Origin of the sequence: Intrasporangium sp., assembly GCF_051961875.1 — a bacterium.
Taxonomy (GTDB): domain Bacteria; phylum Actinomycetota; class Actinomycetes; order Actinomycetales; family Dermatophilaceae; genus Intrasporangium_A.
Genome location: NZ_JBQCCV010000263.1, coordinates 1 through 17,083, shown reverse-complemented (window position 1 = coordinate 17,083; position 17,083 = coordinate 1). Strand labels below are relative to the sequence as shown.

13 protein-coding genes are annotated in these 17,083 nt (G+C 73.8%); 10 read left to right on the top strand and 3 right to left on the bottom strand.

What is annotated here, in order from left to right:
• Positions 1-18 precede the first annotated feature (18 nt).
• Complete coding sequence (locus ACTHJJ_RS16155) at positions 19-2,559, bottom strand: DEAD/DEAH box helicase (protein ID WP_440303966.1); 2,541 nt, start codon at positions 2,557-2,559, stop codon at positions 19-21.
• 210 nt (positions 2,560-2,769) lie between these two features.
• On the opposite strand from ACTHJJ_RS16155, the gene ACTHJJ_RS16150 reads away from it, so the two are divergent.
• Both ACTHJJ_RS16150 and ACTHJJ_RS16145 read left to right on the top strand, forming a co-directional pair.
• Complete coding sequence (locus ACTHJJ_RS16150; RefSeq protein ID WP_440303965.1) at positions 2,770-3,273, top strand: NfeD family protein; 504 nt, start codon at positions 2,770-2,772, stop codon at positions 3,271-3,273.
• Complete coding sequence (locus ACTHJJ_RS16145) at positions 3,246-4,136, top strand: slipin family protein (RefSeq protein WP_440303964.1); 891 nt, start codon at positions 3,246-3,248, stop codon at positions 4,134-4,136. The genes ACTHJJ_RS16150 and ACTHJJ_RS16145 overlap by 28 nt, the downstream gene beginning before the upstream one ends.
• Before the next feature lie 119 nt (positions 4,137-4,255).
• On the opposite strand, the gene ACTHJJ_RS16140 is transcribed toward ACTHJJ_RS16145, so the two are convergent.
• Positions 4,256-5,659, bottom strand: coding sequence for an aldehyde dehydrogenase family protein (locus ACTHJJ_RS16140; protein WP_440303963.1), 1,404 nt, complete (start codon positions 5,657-5,659; stop codon positions 4,256-4,258).
• Between the two features lie 86 nt (positions 5,660-5,745).
• On the opposite strand from ACTHJJ_RS16140, the gene ACTHJJ_RS16135 reads away from it, so the two are divergent.
• From ACTHJJ_RS16135 to ACTHJJ_RS16100, 8 genes are read left to right on the top strand one after another with little or no spacing between them, the layout of a single operon-like run.
• Positions 5,746-7,407 (top strand): carbamoyltransferase family protein, encoded by a 1,662-nt coding sequence (locus ACTHJJ_RS16135; RefSeq protein ID WP_440303962.1) that lies wholly within the window; start codon positions 5,746-5,748, stop codon positions 7,405-7,407.
• A 4-nt stretch (positions 7,408-7,411) separates the two neighbouring features.
• Positions 7,412-8,995, top strand: coding sequence for an HAD-IIIA family hydrolase (locus ACTHJJ_RS16130; RefSeq protein WP_440303961.1), 1,584 nt, complete (start codon positions 7,412-7,414; stop codon positions 8,993-8,995).
• Positions 8,992-10,086: a glycosyltransferase family 9 protein gene (locus ACTHJJ_RS16125; RefSeq protein ID WP_440303960.1), complete on the top strand. Its 1,095-nt coding sequence runs from the start codon at positions 8,992-8,994 to the stop codon at positions 10,084-10,086. The genes ACTHJJ_RS16130 and ACTHJJ_RS16125 overlap by 4 nt, the downstream gene beginning before the upstream one ends.
• Positions 10,083-11,057, top strand: a complete 975-nt coding sequence (locus ACTHJJ_RS16120; RefSeq protein ID WP_440303959.1) for a glycosyltransferase — start codon at positions 10,083-10,085, stop codon at positions 11,055-11,057. The genes ACTHJJ_RS16125 and ACTHJJ_RS16120 overlap by 4 nt, the downstream gene beginning before the upstream one ends.
• Positions 11,054-13,003, top strand: a complete 1,950-nt coding sequence (locus ACTHJJ_RS16115) for a glycosyltransferase (protein ID WP_440303958.1) — start codon at positions 11,054-11,056, stop codon at positions 13,001-13,003. Before ACTHJJ_RS16120 ends, ACTHJJ_RS16115 begins: the two co-directional genes overlap by 4 nt.
• Complete coding sequence (locus tag ACTHJJ_RS16110; protein ID WP_440303957.1) at positions 13,000-14,397, top strand: PfkB family carbohydrate kinase; 1,398 nt, start codon at positions 13,000-13,002, stop codon at positions 14,395-14,397. The genes ACTHJJ_RS16115 and ACTHJJ_RS16110 overlap by 4 nt, the downstream gene beginning before the upstream one ends.
• Before the next feature lie 25 nt (positions 14,398-14,422).
• The gene (locus ACTHJJ_RS16105) at positions 14,423-15,121 is read left to right on the top strand and encodes an SDR family oxidoreductase (protein ID WP_440303956.1); all 699 of its coding nucleotides are present in this window, start codon (positions 14,423-14,425) and stop codon (positions 15,119-15,121) included.
• A gap of 10 nt (positions 15,122-15,131) precedes the next feature.
• On the top strand, positions 15,132-16,082 hold the full coding sequence (locus tag ACTHJJ_RS16100) for a glycosyltransferase family 9 protein (protein WP_440303955.1): 951 nt from the start codon (positions 15,132-15,134) through the stop codon (positions 16,080-16,082).
• On the opposite strand, the gene ACTHJJ_RS16095 is transcribed toward ACTHJJ_RS16100, so the two are convergent.
• Positions 16,015-17,013, bottom strand: a complete 999-nt coding sequence (locus ACTHJJ_RS16095) for a UDP-glucuronic acid decarboxylase family protein (RefSeq protein WP_440303954.1) — start codon at positions 17,011-17,013, stop codon at positions 16,015-16,017. The two genes, ACTHJJ_RS16100 and ACTHJJ_RS16095, sit on opposite strands and share 68 nt — an antisense overlap.
• Positions 17,014-17,083: the final 70 nt, after the last annotated feature.

Below are 17,083 nucleotides of genomic sequence, written 5' to 3'. Positions count from 1 at the left end.
CCACCCTAGAGGCCGGGCCTACGAATCGAGGCGAACCAGGCCGGTGACGGTGAGGGCGGCCGCACCCGCCTCGTCGCTCGCCGCGAGGTCGACCTCGGCGGTGATGCCCCAGTCGTGGTTCCCCTCCGGATCGACGACGACCTGGCGCAGCAGCCACCGGCCCGGTTCGCGGGTCACCTGGAGCAAGGCCGGGGACCGGGCCGCCTGGTCGGTCGCGATCGAGTCGTGCTCGTCGTAGTAGGCGCCGAGCGCCTCGTTCCACGCGTCCGCGTCCATCACCACCCGCCGCGGCGGATCGGTCAGCTCGGCCACCCGGGCCTCGAGCTCGCCGAGGGCCTCCCACTGGTCGCGCGCGGCGAGCTCGATGCGGTGGAACATCGCGTTGCGGAGCAGGACCAGGAAGGCCCGCTCGTTCGCCGTGATCGGCCGGACCGGCAGGGCGACCTCGGCCCGCTCGACGCCCGCCTCGGCGGGGTTGACCAGGTCCTCCCACTCGTCGAGCAGGCTCGAGTCGGTCTGCCGGACCATCTCGCCGAGCCATTCGACGACGTCCTCGAACTCCTCGTTGCGGGCCCCCTCAGGGATCGTGTGCCGCAGCGCGCGGTACGCATCGCTGAGGTAGCGGAGCAGGAGGCCCTCCGAGCGCGAGAGGCCGTACTCCGAGACGAACTCGGTGAACGTCATACCCCGCTCGTACATCTCGCGGACGACCGACTTCGGCGACAGCGCGTCCGGGGAGATCCACGGGTGCGACCCCCGGTAGGCGGCGAGGGCCACCTCGAGCAGGTCCGTGAGGGGCTTGGGCCAGGTGACCTCCTCGAGGCGCTCCATCCGCTCGTCGTACTCGATGCCGTCCAGCTTCATCGCGGCGACGGCCTCGCCGCGGGCCTTCGACTCCTGTGCCCACAGCACCTGCCGCGGGTCCTCGAGGATGGCCTCGATGACCGAGACGAGGTCCCGCGCGTAGGTCTCCGACTCCGGGTCGAGGGTCTCCACGACGGCGAGCGCGAACGGCGCGAGCGGCTGGTTGAGCGCGAAGTCGCGCTGCAGGTCGATCGTCAGGGCGTAGCGCCGGCCGTCCGACTCCGCGCTCGGCAGCCGCTCGACGACCCCGGAGGTGAGCAGCTCCTTGGCGAGCACGAGGGCATGACGGCGGAGGCGCCGCTGACGTGCCTCGTCCTCGTGGTTGTCGGTGAGGAGGCGGGCCGCGTGGGAGACCGGGTTCCCTTCCCGGGCAAGGAGGTTGACGAGCATGGCGTGCGAGACGCGCAGTCGGGGCTGGAGCGCCTCGGGCTCGGCCGCGATGAGCTTGTCGAAGGTCTCCTCGCTCCAGCCGACGAAGCCCTCCGGCGCCTTCTTGCGCTGGATCTTCCGGCGCTTCTTCGGGTCGTCGCCGGCCTTGGCCTCGGCCCGCAGGTTGTCGACGACGTGTTCCGGGGCCTGGGCGACCACCCACCCGCGGGCGTCGAAGCCGGCCCGGCCGGCCCGGCCGACGATCTGGTGGAACTCCCGCGCCTTGAGCAGCCGCTGCTTCGTCCCGTCGAACTTCGTCAGGCCGGTGAGCAGCACGGTCCGGATCGGCACGTTGATGCCGACGCCGAGGGTGTCGGTGCCGCAGATGACCTTGAGGAGCCCGTCCTGGGCCAGCTGCTCGACGAGGCGCCGGTACTTCGGCAGCATCCCCGCGTGGTGGACCCCGATGCCGTGCCGCACGAGCCGGGAGAGCGTCCGCCCGAAGCCGGCGCCGAAGCGGAAGCCGCCGATCCGCTCGGCGATGGCCTCGCGCTCCTCACGGGACGTGACCTTGAGGCCGACGAGCGCCTGCGCCCGTTCGAGCGCCGCCGCCTGCGTGAAGTGGACGACGTAGACCGGTGCCCGGTCGAGGTCGAGCAGCTCCTCGATCGTCTCGTGGATCGGGGTCACGGCATACGTGAACTCGAGCGGGACCGGTCGCTCCGTCCCGGTGATGACCGCGGTCTGGCGCCCCGTTCGCCGGGTCAGGTCGTCGCGGAACATCGTCACGTCGCCGAGCGTGGCGGACATGAGGATGAACTGCGCCTGCGGCAGCTCGAGGATCGGCACCTGCCACGCCCAGCCGCGGTCCGGCTCGCTGTAGAAGTGGAACTCGTCCATGACGACGAGACCCACGTCGGCCGAGCTGCCTTCGCGCAGAGCGAGGTTCGCGAGGATCTCGGCGGTGCAGCAGATGATCGGTGCGTCCGCGTTGACCGACGCGTCGCCGGTGATCATGCCGACGTTCTCGGCGCCGAACTGGTCCGCGAGCGCGAAGAACTTCTCCGACACCAGAGCCTTGATCGGCGCGGTGTAGAACGAGACCCGGTCCTCGGCCAGCGCCGCGAAGTGCGCGGCCGTCGCGACGAGCGACTTCCCGGAGCCGGTCGGCGTCGAGAGGATGAGGTTGCTGCCGGACAGGACCTCGAGGAAGGCCTCGTCCTGGTGCGGGTAGAGGGTGAGCCCGCGACCGGCCGTCCAGTCGAGGAAGGCCTCGTAGAGCGAGTCCGCGTCGGGGTCGCGCGGGATGCGCTCGGTCAGGTTCACCGCCTTACCGTATGCCGTCCGGCGCGCACCCTGCCCCGACGCGCTCCGCGGGTGGCGACGGTGCTCACGCTGCGGCCTCCGCTGGCCGGCGGCTCCGTACGGATTCCCGTGTAGCGGGGTTATCGTGAGGACATAGCCGCGTGAGGTCTTGAGCGAGTTGAGCCGACGGTCCGCGCCACTCCGCTCGCCCGGGCGAAAAGGGTGATCGACGTGGACATCGTGGTGCTGGGAGCCGTGCTCGTGGCGGCCGGGATGGCCGTCGTGGTCGCCGAGGCGCATGCGTCGACCGGAGGGGTTCTCGGCCTCGTCGGTGTGCTCGTGGCCGTCCTCGGCATCGGGCTGACCATGGCAGGGGCGGGCGTCGCACTGCTCGTCGCGGTGCCGGTCGCGGCCCTGCTGGCGCTCGCCGGCGCGGCGGCGGCCCTCGCCGTGGCGAACGAGGTCAGGATTGCCCGACGGCAGCAGGTGCGCACCGGCCCGGAGGCCCTGATCGGGCGGCCAGCCACCGTGCGGACCTGGAGCTACCGGGAGGGCCAGGTGGCCGCCGAGGGCAGCCTCTGGCAGGCCCGGCTGGCCTATGGCTGGCGCGATCCCAGGCCCGTGCCCGGCGAGACGGTCGTCATCGCGGAGCTCGACGGGCTGACGTTCTCCGTGCGTCGGCCCTACCCATCGGAGGAAGTGTCGGTATGGACGCCATCATCGCTCTCGTCGTGATCCTCGCCATCCTCGGGGTGACCGCGGCCAGCGCCTCGGTCCGCATCCTGCGCGAGTACGAACGCGGCGTCGTCTTCCGGCTCGGCCGGCTCATCGAGCTGAAGGAGCCCGGGCTGACCCTGCTCATCCCCGTCGTCGACCGCATGGTGCGGGTGGACCTGCGCGTGGTCACCCTCAACATCCCGCCCCAGGACGTCATCACGCGGGACAACGTGCCGGTCCGGGTCACCGCGGTCGCCTACTTCCGCGTCATCGACGCGAACCGCGCGATCGTCGACGTGGAGAACTTCGCCGCGGCCACGAACCAGATCGCGCAGACCTCGCTGCGGGCCGTCCTCGGCAAGGCCGACCTGGATGCGCTGCTGTCCGAGCGCGAGCGCCTCAACGAGGACCTGCAGCAGGTCATCGACCAGCAGACCGAGCCGTGGGGGGTCAAGGTCCTCATCGTCGAGATCAAGGACGTCGACGTGCCGGCCGGCATGCAGCGCGCCATCGCCCGCCAGGCGGAGGCCGAGCGGGAGCGTCGCGCCAAGGTCATCAACGCCGAGGGCGAGTTCCAGGCCTCGGCACAGCTGACCAACGCCGCCGACGTGATGAGCCGCAACCCCGCCGCCCTGCAGCTGCGCTACCTGCAGACGCTGGCCGAGCTCGGCAACTCGAGCAACTCGTCGGCCATCATCCCGCTGCCCCTCGACGTGCTCCGCACCGTCCTCACCATGCGTGGGGAACCGGACGGGCAGTCCGTCGACCTCGGGTCTTCCGTCGATGTCGGGCCGTCCGTCGATGTCGGGGCGCCCGTCGAGGTGGGGCCCGTCGAGGTCGGGCCACTCGAGCAGGTGCCGGAGGACGGGCAGCGCGCCTAGGCCAACCGGCGTATGCCGCTCGGCGCGCTCCGCCCGCTCGCGCGGGTTCCGCACGGAGCCTGCTGAGCGGCATACCTCTTGGCGGGAACGCCACGGGAAGCAAGCCGGGCGCTCGACCGTCAGGGGGCCGGCTCGAGGTGGACCGCCTTGAGCGCGACGAGCTCGCCGAAGAGGTCGGGTCCGTAGCCGCGGCCGTGACCGCTGCCGCGACGCGGGTCGGCGGAGCCGCCCGGGGCGCCGCCGAAGACGGCGTTGACCTTGACGGTGCCGACGTCGAGGCGCTCGATCGCGTCGGTGGCGTGGCGCTGGTCCCGGGTCAGCACCGTCGCGGCGAGGCCGTAGTCCGACTCGCATGCCAGGTCGAGGCCGGCCTCGAAGGACGGGACGACGCTGATCGGGGCGACCGGGCCGAAGGTCTCCTCCCGCATCACCTGCATCTGCGCGGTGCAGTCGGTCAGGACGGTCGGGGCGTACCAGGGTCCGGGACGGTCGAGGCGGGACCCACCGGTCAGGCACCGGGCCCCGTCGGCGACCGCGTCCCGGACGTGCCCGTCGATGACCGCGAGCTGGCGCTCGTCGACGATCGGGGTCAGGGTCGTGGCGTCGTCACTCGGGTCGCCCGCGTGCAGCGACTCGGCGTAGCGGACGAGGTGCTCGGTCACGGCGTCCGCGACCGCCTCGTGGAGGTAGACCCGCTCCACCGCGGTGCAGAGCTGTCCGCCGTTGGTGAAGGCGCCGATGCCGATCTGCTCGGCCGCCCAGGCCGGGTCCACGTCGGCGTCGACGACGATGGGGTCCTTGCCGCCGTTCTCGACGATCGACTTGGCCCCCCGTGCGGCGGTCGCCATGCTGATCGCGCGCCCCGTCGCCGTGCTCCCGACGTGCGCGACGACGTCGACACGGGGGTCGTCGACGATGGCGGCGCCGACCGTGCCGTCACCGTCGACGAGCTCGAGCACGCCGTCGGGCAGGCACGAGGCGATGATCCGGCCGAGCATCAGGCCCGGCTCGCTGGACCGCTCCGACGGCTTGTGCACGACGGTGTTGCCCGTCATGAGGGCCGCCGCGATCAAGCCGGCGGCCGCGGGATACGGGTCGTTCCACGGGGTGAGCACCGCGACGAGCCCACGGGGCTCGGCGCGGACCCAGTCGATTGAGCCGGGCGATCCGGCGAGGGACCGGCCCGCGCCGAGGGTGCCGGCGACGGCGGCCTCGTCGAGCAGGTCGGCCGCGACCTTGGCCGACGAGATCGCCTCTCGCAGCAGGCGGCCCGTCGTCGCGCAGAGCAGCACGCCCAGATCGCGGGCCTGTTCGCGCACGATGTCTGCAGCCCACTTGAGGTTGCCGGCGCGTTCACCCGCGGACATGCGCGCCCAGTCGCGGCGCGCGGCATGGGCCGCACTGAGCGCCCGCTCGATCTCGGCGCTGCTCGACGGGCCGAGCCCGAGGTCCGGCCGGCCGTGCGTGCTGGGGACGGTCGTGAGGACCGGCGACGGGGCATGGGGGGATGAATCGCTGGGCATATGACCTGTGTTCCCGATGCCGTCGGAGGGAAACGCTTCTGGATCGAAGTGGGGTTAGAAGCGGTTCTTCGGGGTAGCCAATCCGTGTGCAGATCCTCGGAGTGAACGCGCTGTTCCATGACCCGTCCGCGACGCTTGTCGTCGACGGCCAGATCGTCGCGGCCGCCGAGGAGGAGCGGTTCAGCCGGCGCAAGCACGGCAAGCGGCCGGTTCCCTTCGCTGCCTGGGAGCTTCCTGAGCAGGCGATGAGGTGGTGCCTCGACGTGGGCGGTATCCGTCCGGAGAAGCTCGACGCCGTCGCCTACTCCTTCGACCCGGCGCTCGCCAAGCCCGGCGAGGACATGGGCCTCGACGACCCGTGGGACCAGCTGCGCCGGCTCTATGCCGAGCGGGCGCCGGAGTTCATCGCGTCGGCGCTGCCCGGCCTCGACCGCGATCAGGTCCGGTTCGTCCCCCACCACGTGGCGCACGCGGCGTCGGCGGCGCTCGCCGCTCCGGTCGCCGCCGACGGACGGCCGTGCAGCGTCCTCGTCCTCGACGGGCGGGGCGAGCAGGCCTCCCACCTCGCCGGTCGCTACCAGGACGGCAAGCTCGAGATCCTCGCGTCACAGGGCCTGCCCGAGTCCCTCGGCCTGCTCTACGAGTCGCTCACCGAGCACCTGGGTTTCCTGCGTTCCAGCGACGAGTTCAAGGTGATGGCACTCGCCTCCTACGGCAAGCCGGCGCACCTCGACCACTTCCGGGAACTGGTCCGCACCACGGACGACGGCGGCTTCGTCGCGACGATCCCGGACTGGTCGCAGTGGGCACCGCGGCGCGCCGCCGAGGAGACGACGTGGCCGCAGGCCTACGCCGACCTGGCCTGCACCGTGCAGACCCGCCTCGAGGAGGTCCTCGTCGAGCTGGCCGGCTGGGTGCACGAGCAGACCGGCGACCGGACCCTGGCGCTTGCCGGCGGGGTGGCGCTCAACTGCGTCGCGAACAGCCGCATCTGGCGCGAGACGCCCTTCGAGCAGGTCTGGGTCCAGCCGGCCTCCGGTGACGCCGGCACGTCCCTCGGTGCCGCCCTCCAGCTGACGAGCGAGGGCGGGCAGCTGCCCGAGCCGTTCCCCACCGCCGCTTTGGGCCGGGGCTGGTCCGACGACGACCTCGCCGCGGCGCTCCGCCGCGCGGCCGTCCCCTTCACGACCCCCAGCGACCTGGCCGGAGAGGTGGCCGACATCCTCGCCGCCGACGGCGTCATCGCCTGGTTCGACGGCCGGTCCGAGTTCGGCCCGCGGGCCCTCGGGCACCGGTCCCTGCTGGCGCACCCGGGCCGGGCCGCCAACCTGGAGCGGCTCAACGACGTCAAGGGCCGCGAGCAGTTCCGTCCGGTCGCCCCGATGGTGCTCGCCGAGCGAGCGGGTGACATCTTCCACGGCGGCCCGCTGCCCAGTCCCTACATGCTCTTCGTCCACGACGTCGACCCCGCCTGGCGAGAGCGGATCCCCGCGGTCGTCCACGTCGACGGGACGGCCCGCATCCAGACGATCGACGACGAGACGACCCCACGCATCGCGGCGCTGCTGCGCGCCTTCGAGCAGCGGACCGGTCTGCCGGTCGTCATCAACACCAGCCTCAACACGGCGGGCCGCCCGATGGTCGACACCCCGCGCGAGGCGCTCGAGCTGTTCGGCTCGAGCCCGGTCGACGCCCTCGTCCTCGGTCCGCACCTGGTCCGCCGCGCCACGTTCGTCGAGGGGGACTGACGCCATGACGCCCCATGAGACCGCTGCTCCACCGGGCCTGGGCGCGGGTGCCGCTGAGGTGGACTTCGCCATCGTCATCCCCACGATCGGGCGGCCCTCGCTGCACGAGCTGCTCGGCGACCTCGCGGCCCAGACCGGCCCCCGGCCTCGCGAGATCGTCGTCGTCGACGACCGGGCCGACCCGACGCCGCCCGTCGACCCCGGCGCCGCGATCCGGCACTGGAGCCGCGTCCGTGTCGCCGCGGGCCTCGGCCGCGGCCCAGCGGCGGCGCGCAACCTCGGCGCCCAGCTCGCCACCGCCGAGTGGATCGCCTATCTCGATGACGACGTCCGCGTCGGGCCCCACTGGTCCGAGCAGCTCGTCGCCGACCTCGCCGGGCTGCGGGGGAGCGTCGGCGGATCGCAGGCCCGGCTCACCGTTCCCCTGCCGGCCGACCGCCGCCCGACGGACTGGGAGCGGTCGACCGCCGGCCTCGAGCAGTCGCACTGGATCACCGCCGACATGGCGTTCCGCCGGGCGGCGCGCCTCGCCGTCGACGGCTTCGACGAGCGCTTCCCTCGTGCCTACCGTGAGGACGCCGACCTGGCCCTGCGGCTGCGCCGGGCCGGCTGGGACCTCGTCCGCGGAGAGCGGACCGCCACCCACCCGGTGCGTCCCGCCTCCCGCGGCACGAGCCTGCGGATGCAGCGCGGCAACGCCGACGACGCGCTGATGCGACGGCTGCACGGGCGGGACTGGCGCGAGGCGGCCCGGGCCGGTCGGGGCCGCTTCCGCTGGCACGTGGCGACCGTCGGCGCCGCGGCTGCGGCGGTCGCAACAGCGACGCTCGCCTCCCGCGGCACGCGGGGCCGCGGTTCCAGCAGGCTGCGGCAGGCTGCCGGTCTGGCCGCCCTGACGTGGGTCGGGCTCACGGGCGACTTCGCTCGTCGCCGCATCGCGCTGGGCCCCCGCAGCGCCAGCGAGGTCGCCGAGATGTTCTGGACGAGCGCGGCCATCCCGGTCGCCGCCGTGTGGCACCGGCTGCGCGGCGAGTGGCGGCACCGCAACGCGAAGCCGTGGCCACCGCCCCTGCGCGCGATCCTCTTCGACCGGGACGGCACCCTCGTGCACGACGTGCCCTACAACGGCGACCCGGGCCTGGTCCGGCCTGTGCCACAAGCCGATTCGGCGCTGCGGCGGGTGCGGGCCGACGGCCTGCTGACCGGAGTCGTCAGCAACCAGTCGGGCGTGGCGCGGGGTCTGCTCTCCGCCGAGCAGGTCGCCGCGGTCAACGCCGAGATCGACGGACGGCTCGGTCCCTTCGACACCTGGCAGGTCTGCCAGCACGGCCCGCACGAGGGCTGTTCCTGCCGCAAGCCCGCCCCCGGGCTCGTGCTCGCCGCGGCGCGCGACCTCGGCGTCCGACCGGAGGAGTGCGCCGTGATCGGCGACATCGGCAGCGACGTCCTCGCCGCCCGGGCCGCCGGAGCCCGCGCGGTCCTCGTCCCCACGACCGAGACCCTGCCCGACGAGACGGCCAACGCGCCATGGGTCGCACCCAGCCTGGAGGAGGCGCTCGACCTGCTCCGGATCGGAGGGGCCTCTTGACTCACTCCACCCGGACCAACCGGACCCTCGCGGTCCGCCTCGACAGCGACGGCGACGTGCTGCTCGCCGCGCCCGCCCTGCGCGCGCTGCGCGCCGGCAGCCGCCGCGTCGACCTGCTCGTCTCCCCGGCCGGCCGCCAGGCCGCCGAGCTGCTCCCTGACATCGACGACGTAATCGTCTTCGACGCACCGTGGTCCGGCAACGACCCGTCGCCCGTCTCGCCGCGTGCGGTGGACCACCTCGTCGCGCAGCTGCGCTCGGCGGCATACGACGACGTCGTGATCTTCACGTCGGTCCACCAGAGTGCCCTGCCGATCGCGCTGATCGCCCGCCTCGCGGGCGCGCGACGGGTCAGCGCGACGAGCGAGGACTACCCCGGCACCCTTCTCGACGTACGTCACCGCCGTATGCCGCAGGGCGCCCCCGATCTCGGCGGCGCGGCCGGCGGCCACGAGGTCGAGGCGATGCTCGCGCTCGCGGCCGCGGCCGGCTTCCCCCTGCCGGCCGGCGACGATGCGCGCCTGCGGCTCGCCCCGCTGCCGGTGCCGACGCGCCCCGAGCTCACCATCGAGCGGCGCTACGTCGTCCTCGCGCCGACGGCCTCCGTGCCGGCCCGCAGCCTCGGCGACCTCGCCAGCCGTCGGATCGCCGACCGGCTGGCCGCCGACGGCTGGACCGTCGTCGTGACGGGTGCGGCGACCGGCCCCGCGCCGTCCCGGCGGGTCGTGCCGCGGGGCGGCATAGACCTCGTCGGACGGACGACCCTCGCCGAGCTTGCCCAGGTCCTCGCCGGCGCCCACTGTGTCGTGGCCGTCAACAGCGCGCCCGGCCATCTCGCGGCGGCGGTCGGTACGCCCGTGGTGAGCCTCTTCGCGCCCGTGGTCCCGCCCGAACGTTGGGCGCCGTGGGGTGTGCCCAGCGAGGTGCTCGGCGATCGGCTCGCGGCCTGCCACGGCAGCCGCGCGCGGACCTGCCCGGTGCCGGGGCATCCCTGCCTCGACGGCATCGCCCCCGACGACGTGGCCGCCGCGGTGGCCCGACTCGTCGGTCCGCCCTCCGCGGCCACCGCCGACCTGGAGGTGGCGCGATGAAGGTCCTCGCCTGGCACGTGCACGGCTCCTGGATGACCTCCTTCGTCTCCGGCGGGCACGACTACCTCCTGCCGGTCACGCCCGGACGGGACGCGGACGGCCTCGGCCGTGCCGACACGTGGGACTGGCCGGCGAGCGCCCGTGAGGTGCCCGCCTCGCGGCTGGCCGACGAGCCGGTCGACCTCGTCGTGCTCCAACGCCCCCACGAGGCGGAGCTGCTCGAGCAGTGGACCGGCTGGCGCGTCGGGCACCACGTGCCCGCCGTCTACGTCGAGCACAACGCGCCGACCGAGCACGCGGTGCGGAGCCGCCACCCGGTCACGACCGACCCGCGCCTCGCGGGCCTGCCAGTGGTGCACGTGACCCGCTTCAACGCGATGGCCTGGGACTGCGGCGACGCGAGGACCCTCGTGGTCGAGCACGGCATCCCCGACCCCGGATACCGCTACACCGGTGAGCGGTCGTCCATCGGGGTCGTCGTCAACGAACCGGTCCGCCGGTGGCGGGTCGCGGGTACCGACCTCGTTCTCGACCTCGCCCGGGAGCTCCCGGTCGCCGTGCACGGCATGGGCCTGCCGGCCCTCGAGAAGGTGGCAGCCGAGCGCGGGATCCGGCTGCTCGAGTGCCTCGACCTCGACCAGGCGAGCATGCACGAGCGGCTCGCGCAGCACCGGGTCTACTTCCACCCCTACCGGTGGACGAGCCTCGGGCTCTCGCTCCTCGAGGCGATGACCCTCGGGATGCCCGTCCTCGCGCTGTCGACCACCGAGGCTCCGGCCGCGGTGCCCGGTGAGGCGGGTGTCGTGAGCTGCGACCTCACCCGGCTCCGGGAGGCGGCCCGGCGCTGGCTCGACGACCCGGCCGAGGCCCGCGAACGCGGCCTCGCCGCCCGCGAGCACGCCCTGCAGCACTACTCACTCAAACGGTTCCTCGACGACTGGGACCACGTCTTCCGGGAGGTGACCTCATGAGGATCGCCATGATCTCCGAGCACGCAAGTCCGCTGGCCGCGCTGGGCGGCGTCGACGCGGGAGGCCAGAACGTGCACGTGGCCGCCCTCGCCCGCGGCCTCGCCCGACGCGGCCACCAGGTCGAGGTCTTCACCCGCCGAGAGGACGAGAGCTCCCCGGAGCGTGTCGAGCTGGCCCCCGGCGCCACGGTTGTCCACGTCCCGGCCGGTCCCCCGACGGTCCTGCCCAAGGACGACCTGCTGCCCTACATGGAGGAGTTCGGCCGCTGGGTCCGCGACGAGTGGAAGCGGACCGAGGCTCCCGACGTGGTGCACGCGCACTTCTGGATGTCGGGCCTCGCGGCCCTCTCCGCCGGCCGGGCCTGCGGGGTGCCCGTCGTCCAGACCTTCCACGCCCTCGGCACCGTCAAGCGCCGTTTCCAGGGTGCCGAGGACAGCAGTCCCGCCGACCGGCTCCGCCTCGAGCGGGACATCGCCCACGACGTCGACCGGATCATCGCGACGTGCACCGACGAGGTCGCCGAGCTGCGGGCGATGGGCGTCTCGCCCGAGCGGGTGCGGGTCATCCCCTGCGGCGTCGACACGGCGCGGTTCCACCCGGCGCAGCACGTGCCCCGCGACGCGGCTGGTGGCGCGGCGGTCGCGGGTGCGGCGGTCGCGGGTGCGGCGGTCGCGGGCGATGCGGATCCCCGTGCCGGTGACGCCGCCGCCGGCCGGCCCGGAGGCGGTCGGCGCGCCAGGCTGCTCCTCGTCGGGCGGATGGTGCCCCGCAAGGGGTTCGACACGGCGATCCGCGCGCTCGCCCTGCTGCCGGACGCGGAGCTCGTCATCGCGGGCGGCCCGACGCGCAGCGAGGTCGAGCATGACCCAGAGGCGCGCCGCCTGATGGTGGTCGCGCAGGAGGCGGGGGTCGCGGACCGCGTCGTCTTCCTCGGTCAGGTCGCCCACGCCGACATGCCGGAGGTCTATCGGTCCGTCGACGTCGTCCTCGCCACGCCCTGGTACGAGCCGTTCGGCATCACCCCGCTCGAGGCGGCCGCATCCGGTCGTCCGCTCGTCGGCAGCGCCGTCGGCGGCCTGCTCGACTCGGTCGCCGACGGCGTGACCGGCCGGCTGGTCCAGCCCCGCGACCCGAGGGCCCTCGCCGACGCCGTCCGCGGCATCCTCGCCGATCCCGTGCTCGCGTCCCGCTACGGCGCGGAGGGCCGGGTCCGGGCGCTCGAGCGCTTCGACTGGGACATCGTGTCGGCGGCGACCGAGCAGGCCCTCACCGAGCTCGTCGAGGAGGTCCGCGCGGCGAACCCCCACCGGCAGACCGAGTGCGACCCCGCCCGGCTCGCCCCGGTCTGGCTGGACCAGCACGAGGAGGAGTTCCACGACGGCCTCGCCGGGCTGCGCGCCGACTGGTCGGTCATCCAGCAGTGGGGTGAGGAGCTCGCGACGTCGCTGCTGCGCGGTGGCCGGCTCCTCGCGGCCGGCAACGGCGGCAGCGCGGCGGAGGCCCAGCACCTGACCGGCGAGCTCGTGGGGCGCTTCCTGCGGGAGCGCCGGCCCTTCTCGGCGATCTCGCTGCACGCCGAGAGCTCGAGCTTCACGGCCATCCTCAACGACTACGGGCCGGACGAGGTGTTCGCCCGGCAGGTCGAGGGCCACGGGCGGCCGGGGGACGTCCTCATGCTGCTCTCGACGAGCGGGGCCAGCAGCAACGTGCTCCACGCCGCCAAGCGCGGGCACGAGCTGGGCCTGCAGGTCTGGGCGATGACGGGCCCGGCGCCAAACCCGCTCGCCAGCATCGCCGACAGCGCTCTCGCCGTGCCGGCGGCCTCGACCGCGGCCGTGCAGGAGATCCACCTGCTCGCCGTCCACGCCCTCTGTGCGGCGTTCGACCAGGTGCTCGCCTCGCGGGACCTGCTCAGGGCGGCCGTGCCGGCCGGGGGCCTCGCATGACGCGCCGCGTCGTCGTCGTGGGGGACGTCATGCTCGACCGCGAGGTGGACGGGAGGGTCGACCGGTTCTGCCCGGACGCCCCCGCGCCCGTGCTCGACGTGACGACCGTCCGGCAGGGTCCCGGTGGGGCCGGCCTCGCGACGCTGCTCTGCGCCGCCCCCGACATCGACGTGACGTGGGTCGGGCCGCTCGCGGACGACGACGACGGCGCGGCCATCGCGCGGGAGCTCACCGCGGCCGGGGTCACGACTGTCGCGCTCGGCCACGAGGGCGGCACCCGACGCAAGACCAGGGTCCGCAGCGGCGGCCACGTCCTGGTCCGCCTCGACGAGGGCGGCCCCGGCCGGCCGACGGGAACGGTGCCGCGAGAGGCGCTCGAGGCCATCGCCTCGGCCGACGTCGTGCTCGCCTCCTGCTACGGCGCCGGAGCGACCGCGGACCCCGAGATCCGCGCCGCCCTCGAGCAGCGCGCCGCGCATCGCGCCGTCGTGTGGGACCCGCACCCGCGTGGCGGCCCGCCAGTCCCCGGCTGCCTCCTCGTCTCGCCGAACCTCGCCGAGGCCCGGCGGGCCATCGGCCGCCCTGATGAGCCCGGCGACCGCGTCGCTGCCGCTGTCCGGGACCTCTGGGGGGCCGCGCATGCTGCGGTGACCGGTGGCGCCCAGGGCGCCTGGCTCGCCGCCGGCGACGACGTGCTGTACACCCCGGTGCCGTCCGTCGGCGACGGCGACCCGTGCGGTGCCGGCGACCGCTTCGCCGCCGCCGCGACGACCGCCATCGCCCGGGGCGCGACCGTCGCCGAGGCGATCGGAGTCGCGGTTGCCCGCTCCAGCGAGTGGGTCGCGACCGGCGGTGCATGGGCCTTCCGCCGCTCCGCCCACACAGGGCCGGCCCCCGACGACCGCACCACCCATGGCGTGCGCGGCTCGAGCGGGGCCCCGGCTGGGCGGCATACGGCCAAGGAGGTCGTCGAACAGGTCCGGGGCCGCGGCGGCACGGTCGTCGCGACCGGCGGCTGCTTCGACGTGCTCCACGCCGGGCACCTGCAGAGCCTCGAGGCGGCCCGCGACCTCGGCGACGCGCTCGTCGTGCTGCTCAACTCCGACGCCTCGGTGCGCCGCCTCAAGGGCGCCGGCCGCCCGGTCCAGACGGCCGAGGACCGCGCGCGGTTCCTCCTCGGGCTCGAATGCGTCGACGCCGTCGCGGTCTTCGACGAGGACGACCCCAGCGTCCTGCTCGACGAACTGCGCCCGGACGTGTGGGCCAAGGGCGCCGACTACGCCGGCGTGCCGCTCGCCGAGTCGGACCTCGTGCGCAGCTGGGGCGGGCGCGTCGTCCTGCTGCCCTATCTCGCGGGCCGGTCCACGACCGCCCTGCTCAGTGATGTTGGATGACGTGATGTCGAATGAGAGGAATCGGATGAGCACCCCACGCGATCTCGGAATCGTCTATGTGACAGGCGGATCCAGCGGGCTCGGCGCCGCCGTCGTCGATGCCGTGACGGAGGCGGGAGGCAAGGCCGCCGTCATCGACCGGCAGCCCCCGGCCGACGAGTCGGTGCCGTTCGCCCAGGCCGACCTCAGCGACACGGCTGCCGCCGAGCGCGCCGTGAACGAGCTGGCCGAGTGGTTCGGGCCGCCGGACGCCGTCGTGACGGCCGCGGGGACAGACGCGTGCGGGCCCCTGACCGGCATCTCCACGGAGGACTGGGAACGCGTCGTCCGCGTCAACCTGTTCGGCACCGCGGCGGTCGTCCGGGCGTGCCTGCCGCACCTCGAGCGTACCCGCGGCACGGTCGTGACGATCGGGTCGACGCTCGGGCTGCGCCCCGCGGGCGACGCGACCGCATACTGCGCCTCGAAGTTCGGCGTCGTCGGCTTCACCCGCGCCCTCGCGATGGAGCTCGCCGGCCGGGTCGGGGTCACCCTCGTGATCCCGGGCGGGATGCGGACGCACTTCTTCGACGGGCGGACCGAGCAGTACCGGCCCCCGGAGGACGCCGCCCTCAACGACCCGGCGGACGTCGCCCAGTGCATCCTCACCGCGCTGCGCCAGCCGGTCGGGTGCGAGGTGCGCGAGATGGTCGTCGCGACGTCGACGGAGCCGTCCTGGCCGTGAACCCCGCCTGATGCCAAGGATTCTCGCGCTCCGGGCCCTCGGGCTCGGCGACACGTATGCCGCTGTGCCCGCCCTTCGCGCGCTGCGCCGTGGCGTCGATGGGACGCGTCTCGTGCTCGCGGGACCGGAGTCGTGGGGCTCGCTCCTCGTGGAGCAGGGCGTCGTCGACGCCGTCCTGCCTGCCGTGGGTCTCGAGCCGCTCGCCTGGGACCTCGAGCCACCCGACATCGCGGTCAACCTGCACGGCTCCGGCCCCGAGAGTCATCGGCTGCTGGCGGCGCTGCGTCCCGGTCGCCTGGTCGCTTTCGCGTGCCCCGCAGCGGGATTCGACGAGGGCCCGGAGTGGGATCCCGACGAGCACGAGGTCGACCGGTGGGTCAGGCTGGCGGCGGAGCTCGGGGGAGCGGGCTCGGCCGAGGACCTGCGGCTGGCGCCACCGTCCGGCTCGGCGCCGCACCCGGGAGTCGTCGTGGTCCACCCCGGCGCGGCGTTCGGCTCTCGGCGCTGGCCGATCGAGCGGTGGCGTCAGGTCGTCATGGAGCTGGTCGGCTCGGGCCTGCCCGTCGTCGTGACCGGCACGGCCGATGAGGCGGCGCTCACGCAGACGGTCGCCGAGGTGGGCCGCGGCGTCATCGACCTCGGCGGCCGGCTGGCGCCCCGGGAGCTGGCCCAGCACATCGGTGCGGCGCGGCTGCTCCTGTCGGCCGACACCGGTGTCGCCCACCTGGCGACCGCCTACCGCACTCCGTCGCTCACCCTCTTCGGGCCGACCTCGCCGGCGCTGTGGGGCCCGGCGATCGACCCCGAGATCCACGAGACCATGTGGCTGTCACGGCCCGGCGACGTGCCGGGCCACCCGCACGGTCAGGAGGTGGACCTGCGCCTGGCCCGGGTCACGCCGAGCGACGTGCTCGCGCGGGCTCGGTGGCTGCTGGATCAGCCTGCGCCGCAACGTCCCTGAACCACGCCACGGTCCGCTCGAGTCCCTGCGTCCACGGCACGGCCGGTGCCCAGTCGAGCAGCTCGCGGGCCCGGGTCGTGTCCGGTCGCCGCACCTGCGGGTCGTCGGTGGGCCGCTCGATGTGCACGATCTCCGAGGACGAGCCGGTCGCGGCGATGACGTCCTCGGCGATCCGCTGCACGGTGAGCTCGTCGGGGTTGCCGATGTTGACCGGGCCGGGGTGGTCCGTGGCGGCGAAGGCGAGGATGCCGGCCACCAGGTCGTCGACGTAGCAGACCGACCGGGTCTGCTGGCCGTCTCCGGCGACGGTGATCGGCTCGTCCTTGAGCGCTTGGCGGATGAAGGTCGGGATGGCGCGGCCGTCGTGCGGGCGCATCCGCGGGCCGTAGGTGTTGAAGATCCGCACGATGCCCGTGTCGACACCCTCATAGGAGCGGTACGCGGTGGTGAGCGCCTCTCCGTAGCGCTTGCCCTCGTCGTAGACCCCGCGGGGGCCGATCGGGTTGACGTGGCCCCAGTAGTCCTCCGGCTGGGGGTGGACCTGGGGGTCGCCGTACACCTCGGAGGTCGATGCGAGGACGAAGCGGGCGCCCTTCTCCTTGGCGAGACCGAGCGCGTGCCAGGTGCCGATCGCGCCCACCTTGAGGGTGTGGATCGGCAGCTTGAGGTAGTCGATGGGCGAGGCGGGCGACGCGAAGTGGAGCACGAGGTCGACGTCTCCGGGGATGTGGACGAAGTCCGTCACGTCGCAGCGGACGAGCCTGAAGGCCTTGTCCTGCATGAGATGGGTGACGTTGTCCGGTGAGCCCGTCAGGAAGTTGTCGAGGCAGAGCACGTGCGCCCCGCGTCGGAGCAGGGCCTCGCAGAGGTGGCTGCCGAGGAAGCCCGCTCCTCCCGTCACGACGACCCTGGACCAGTCCGTGCTTCCCACGCTGCCTCCTTCGGTGGCACTCGTCGTCCGACCAAGCGCTTCTACCCGAGGGGTCGCCGGGCAAACTTCT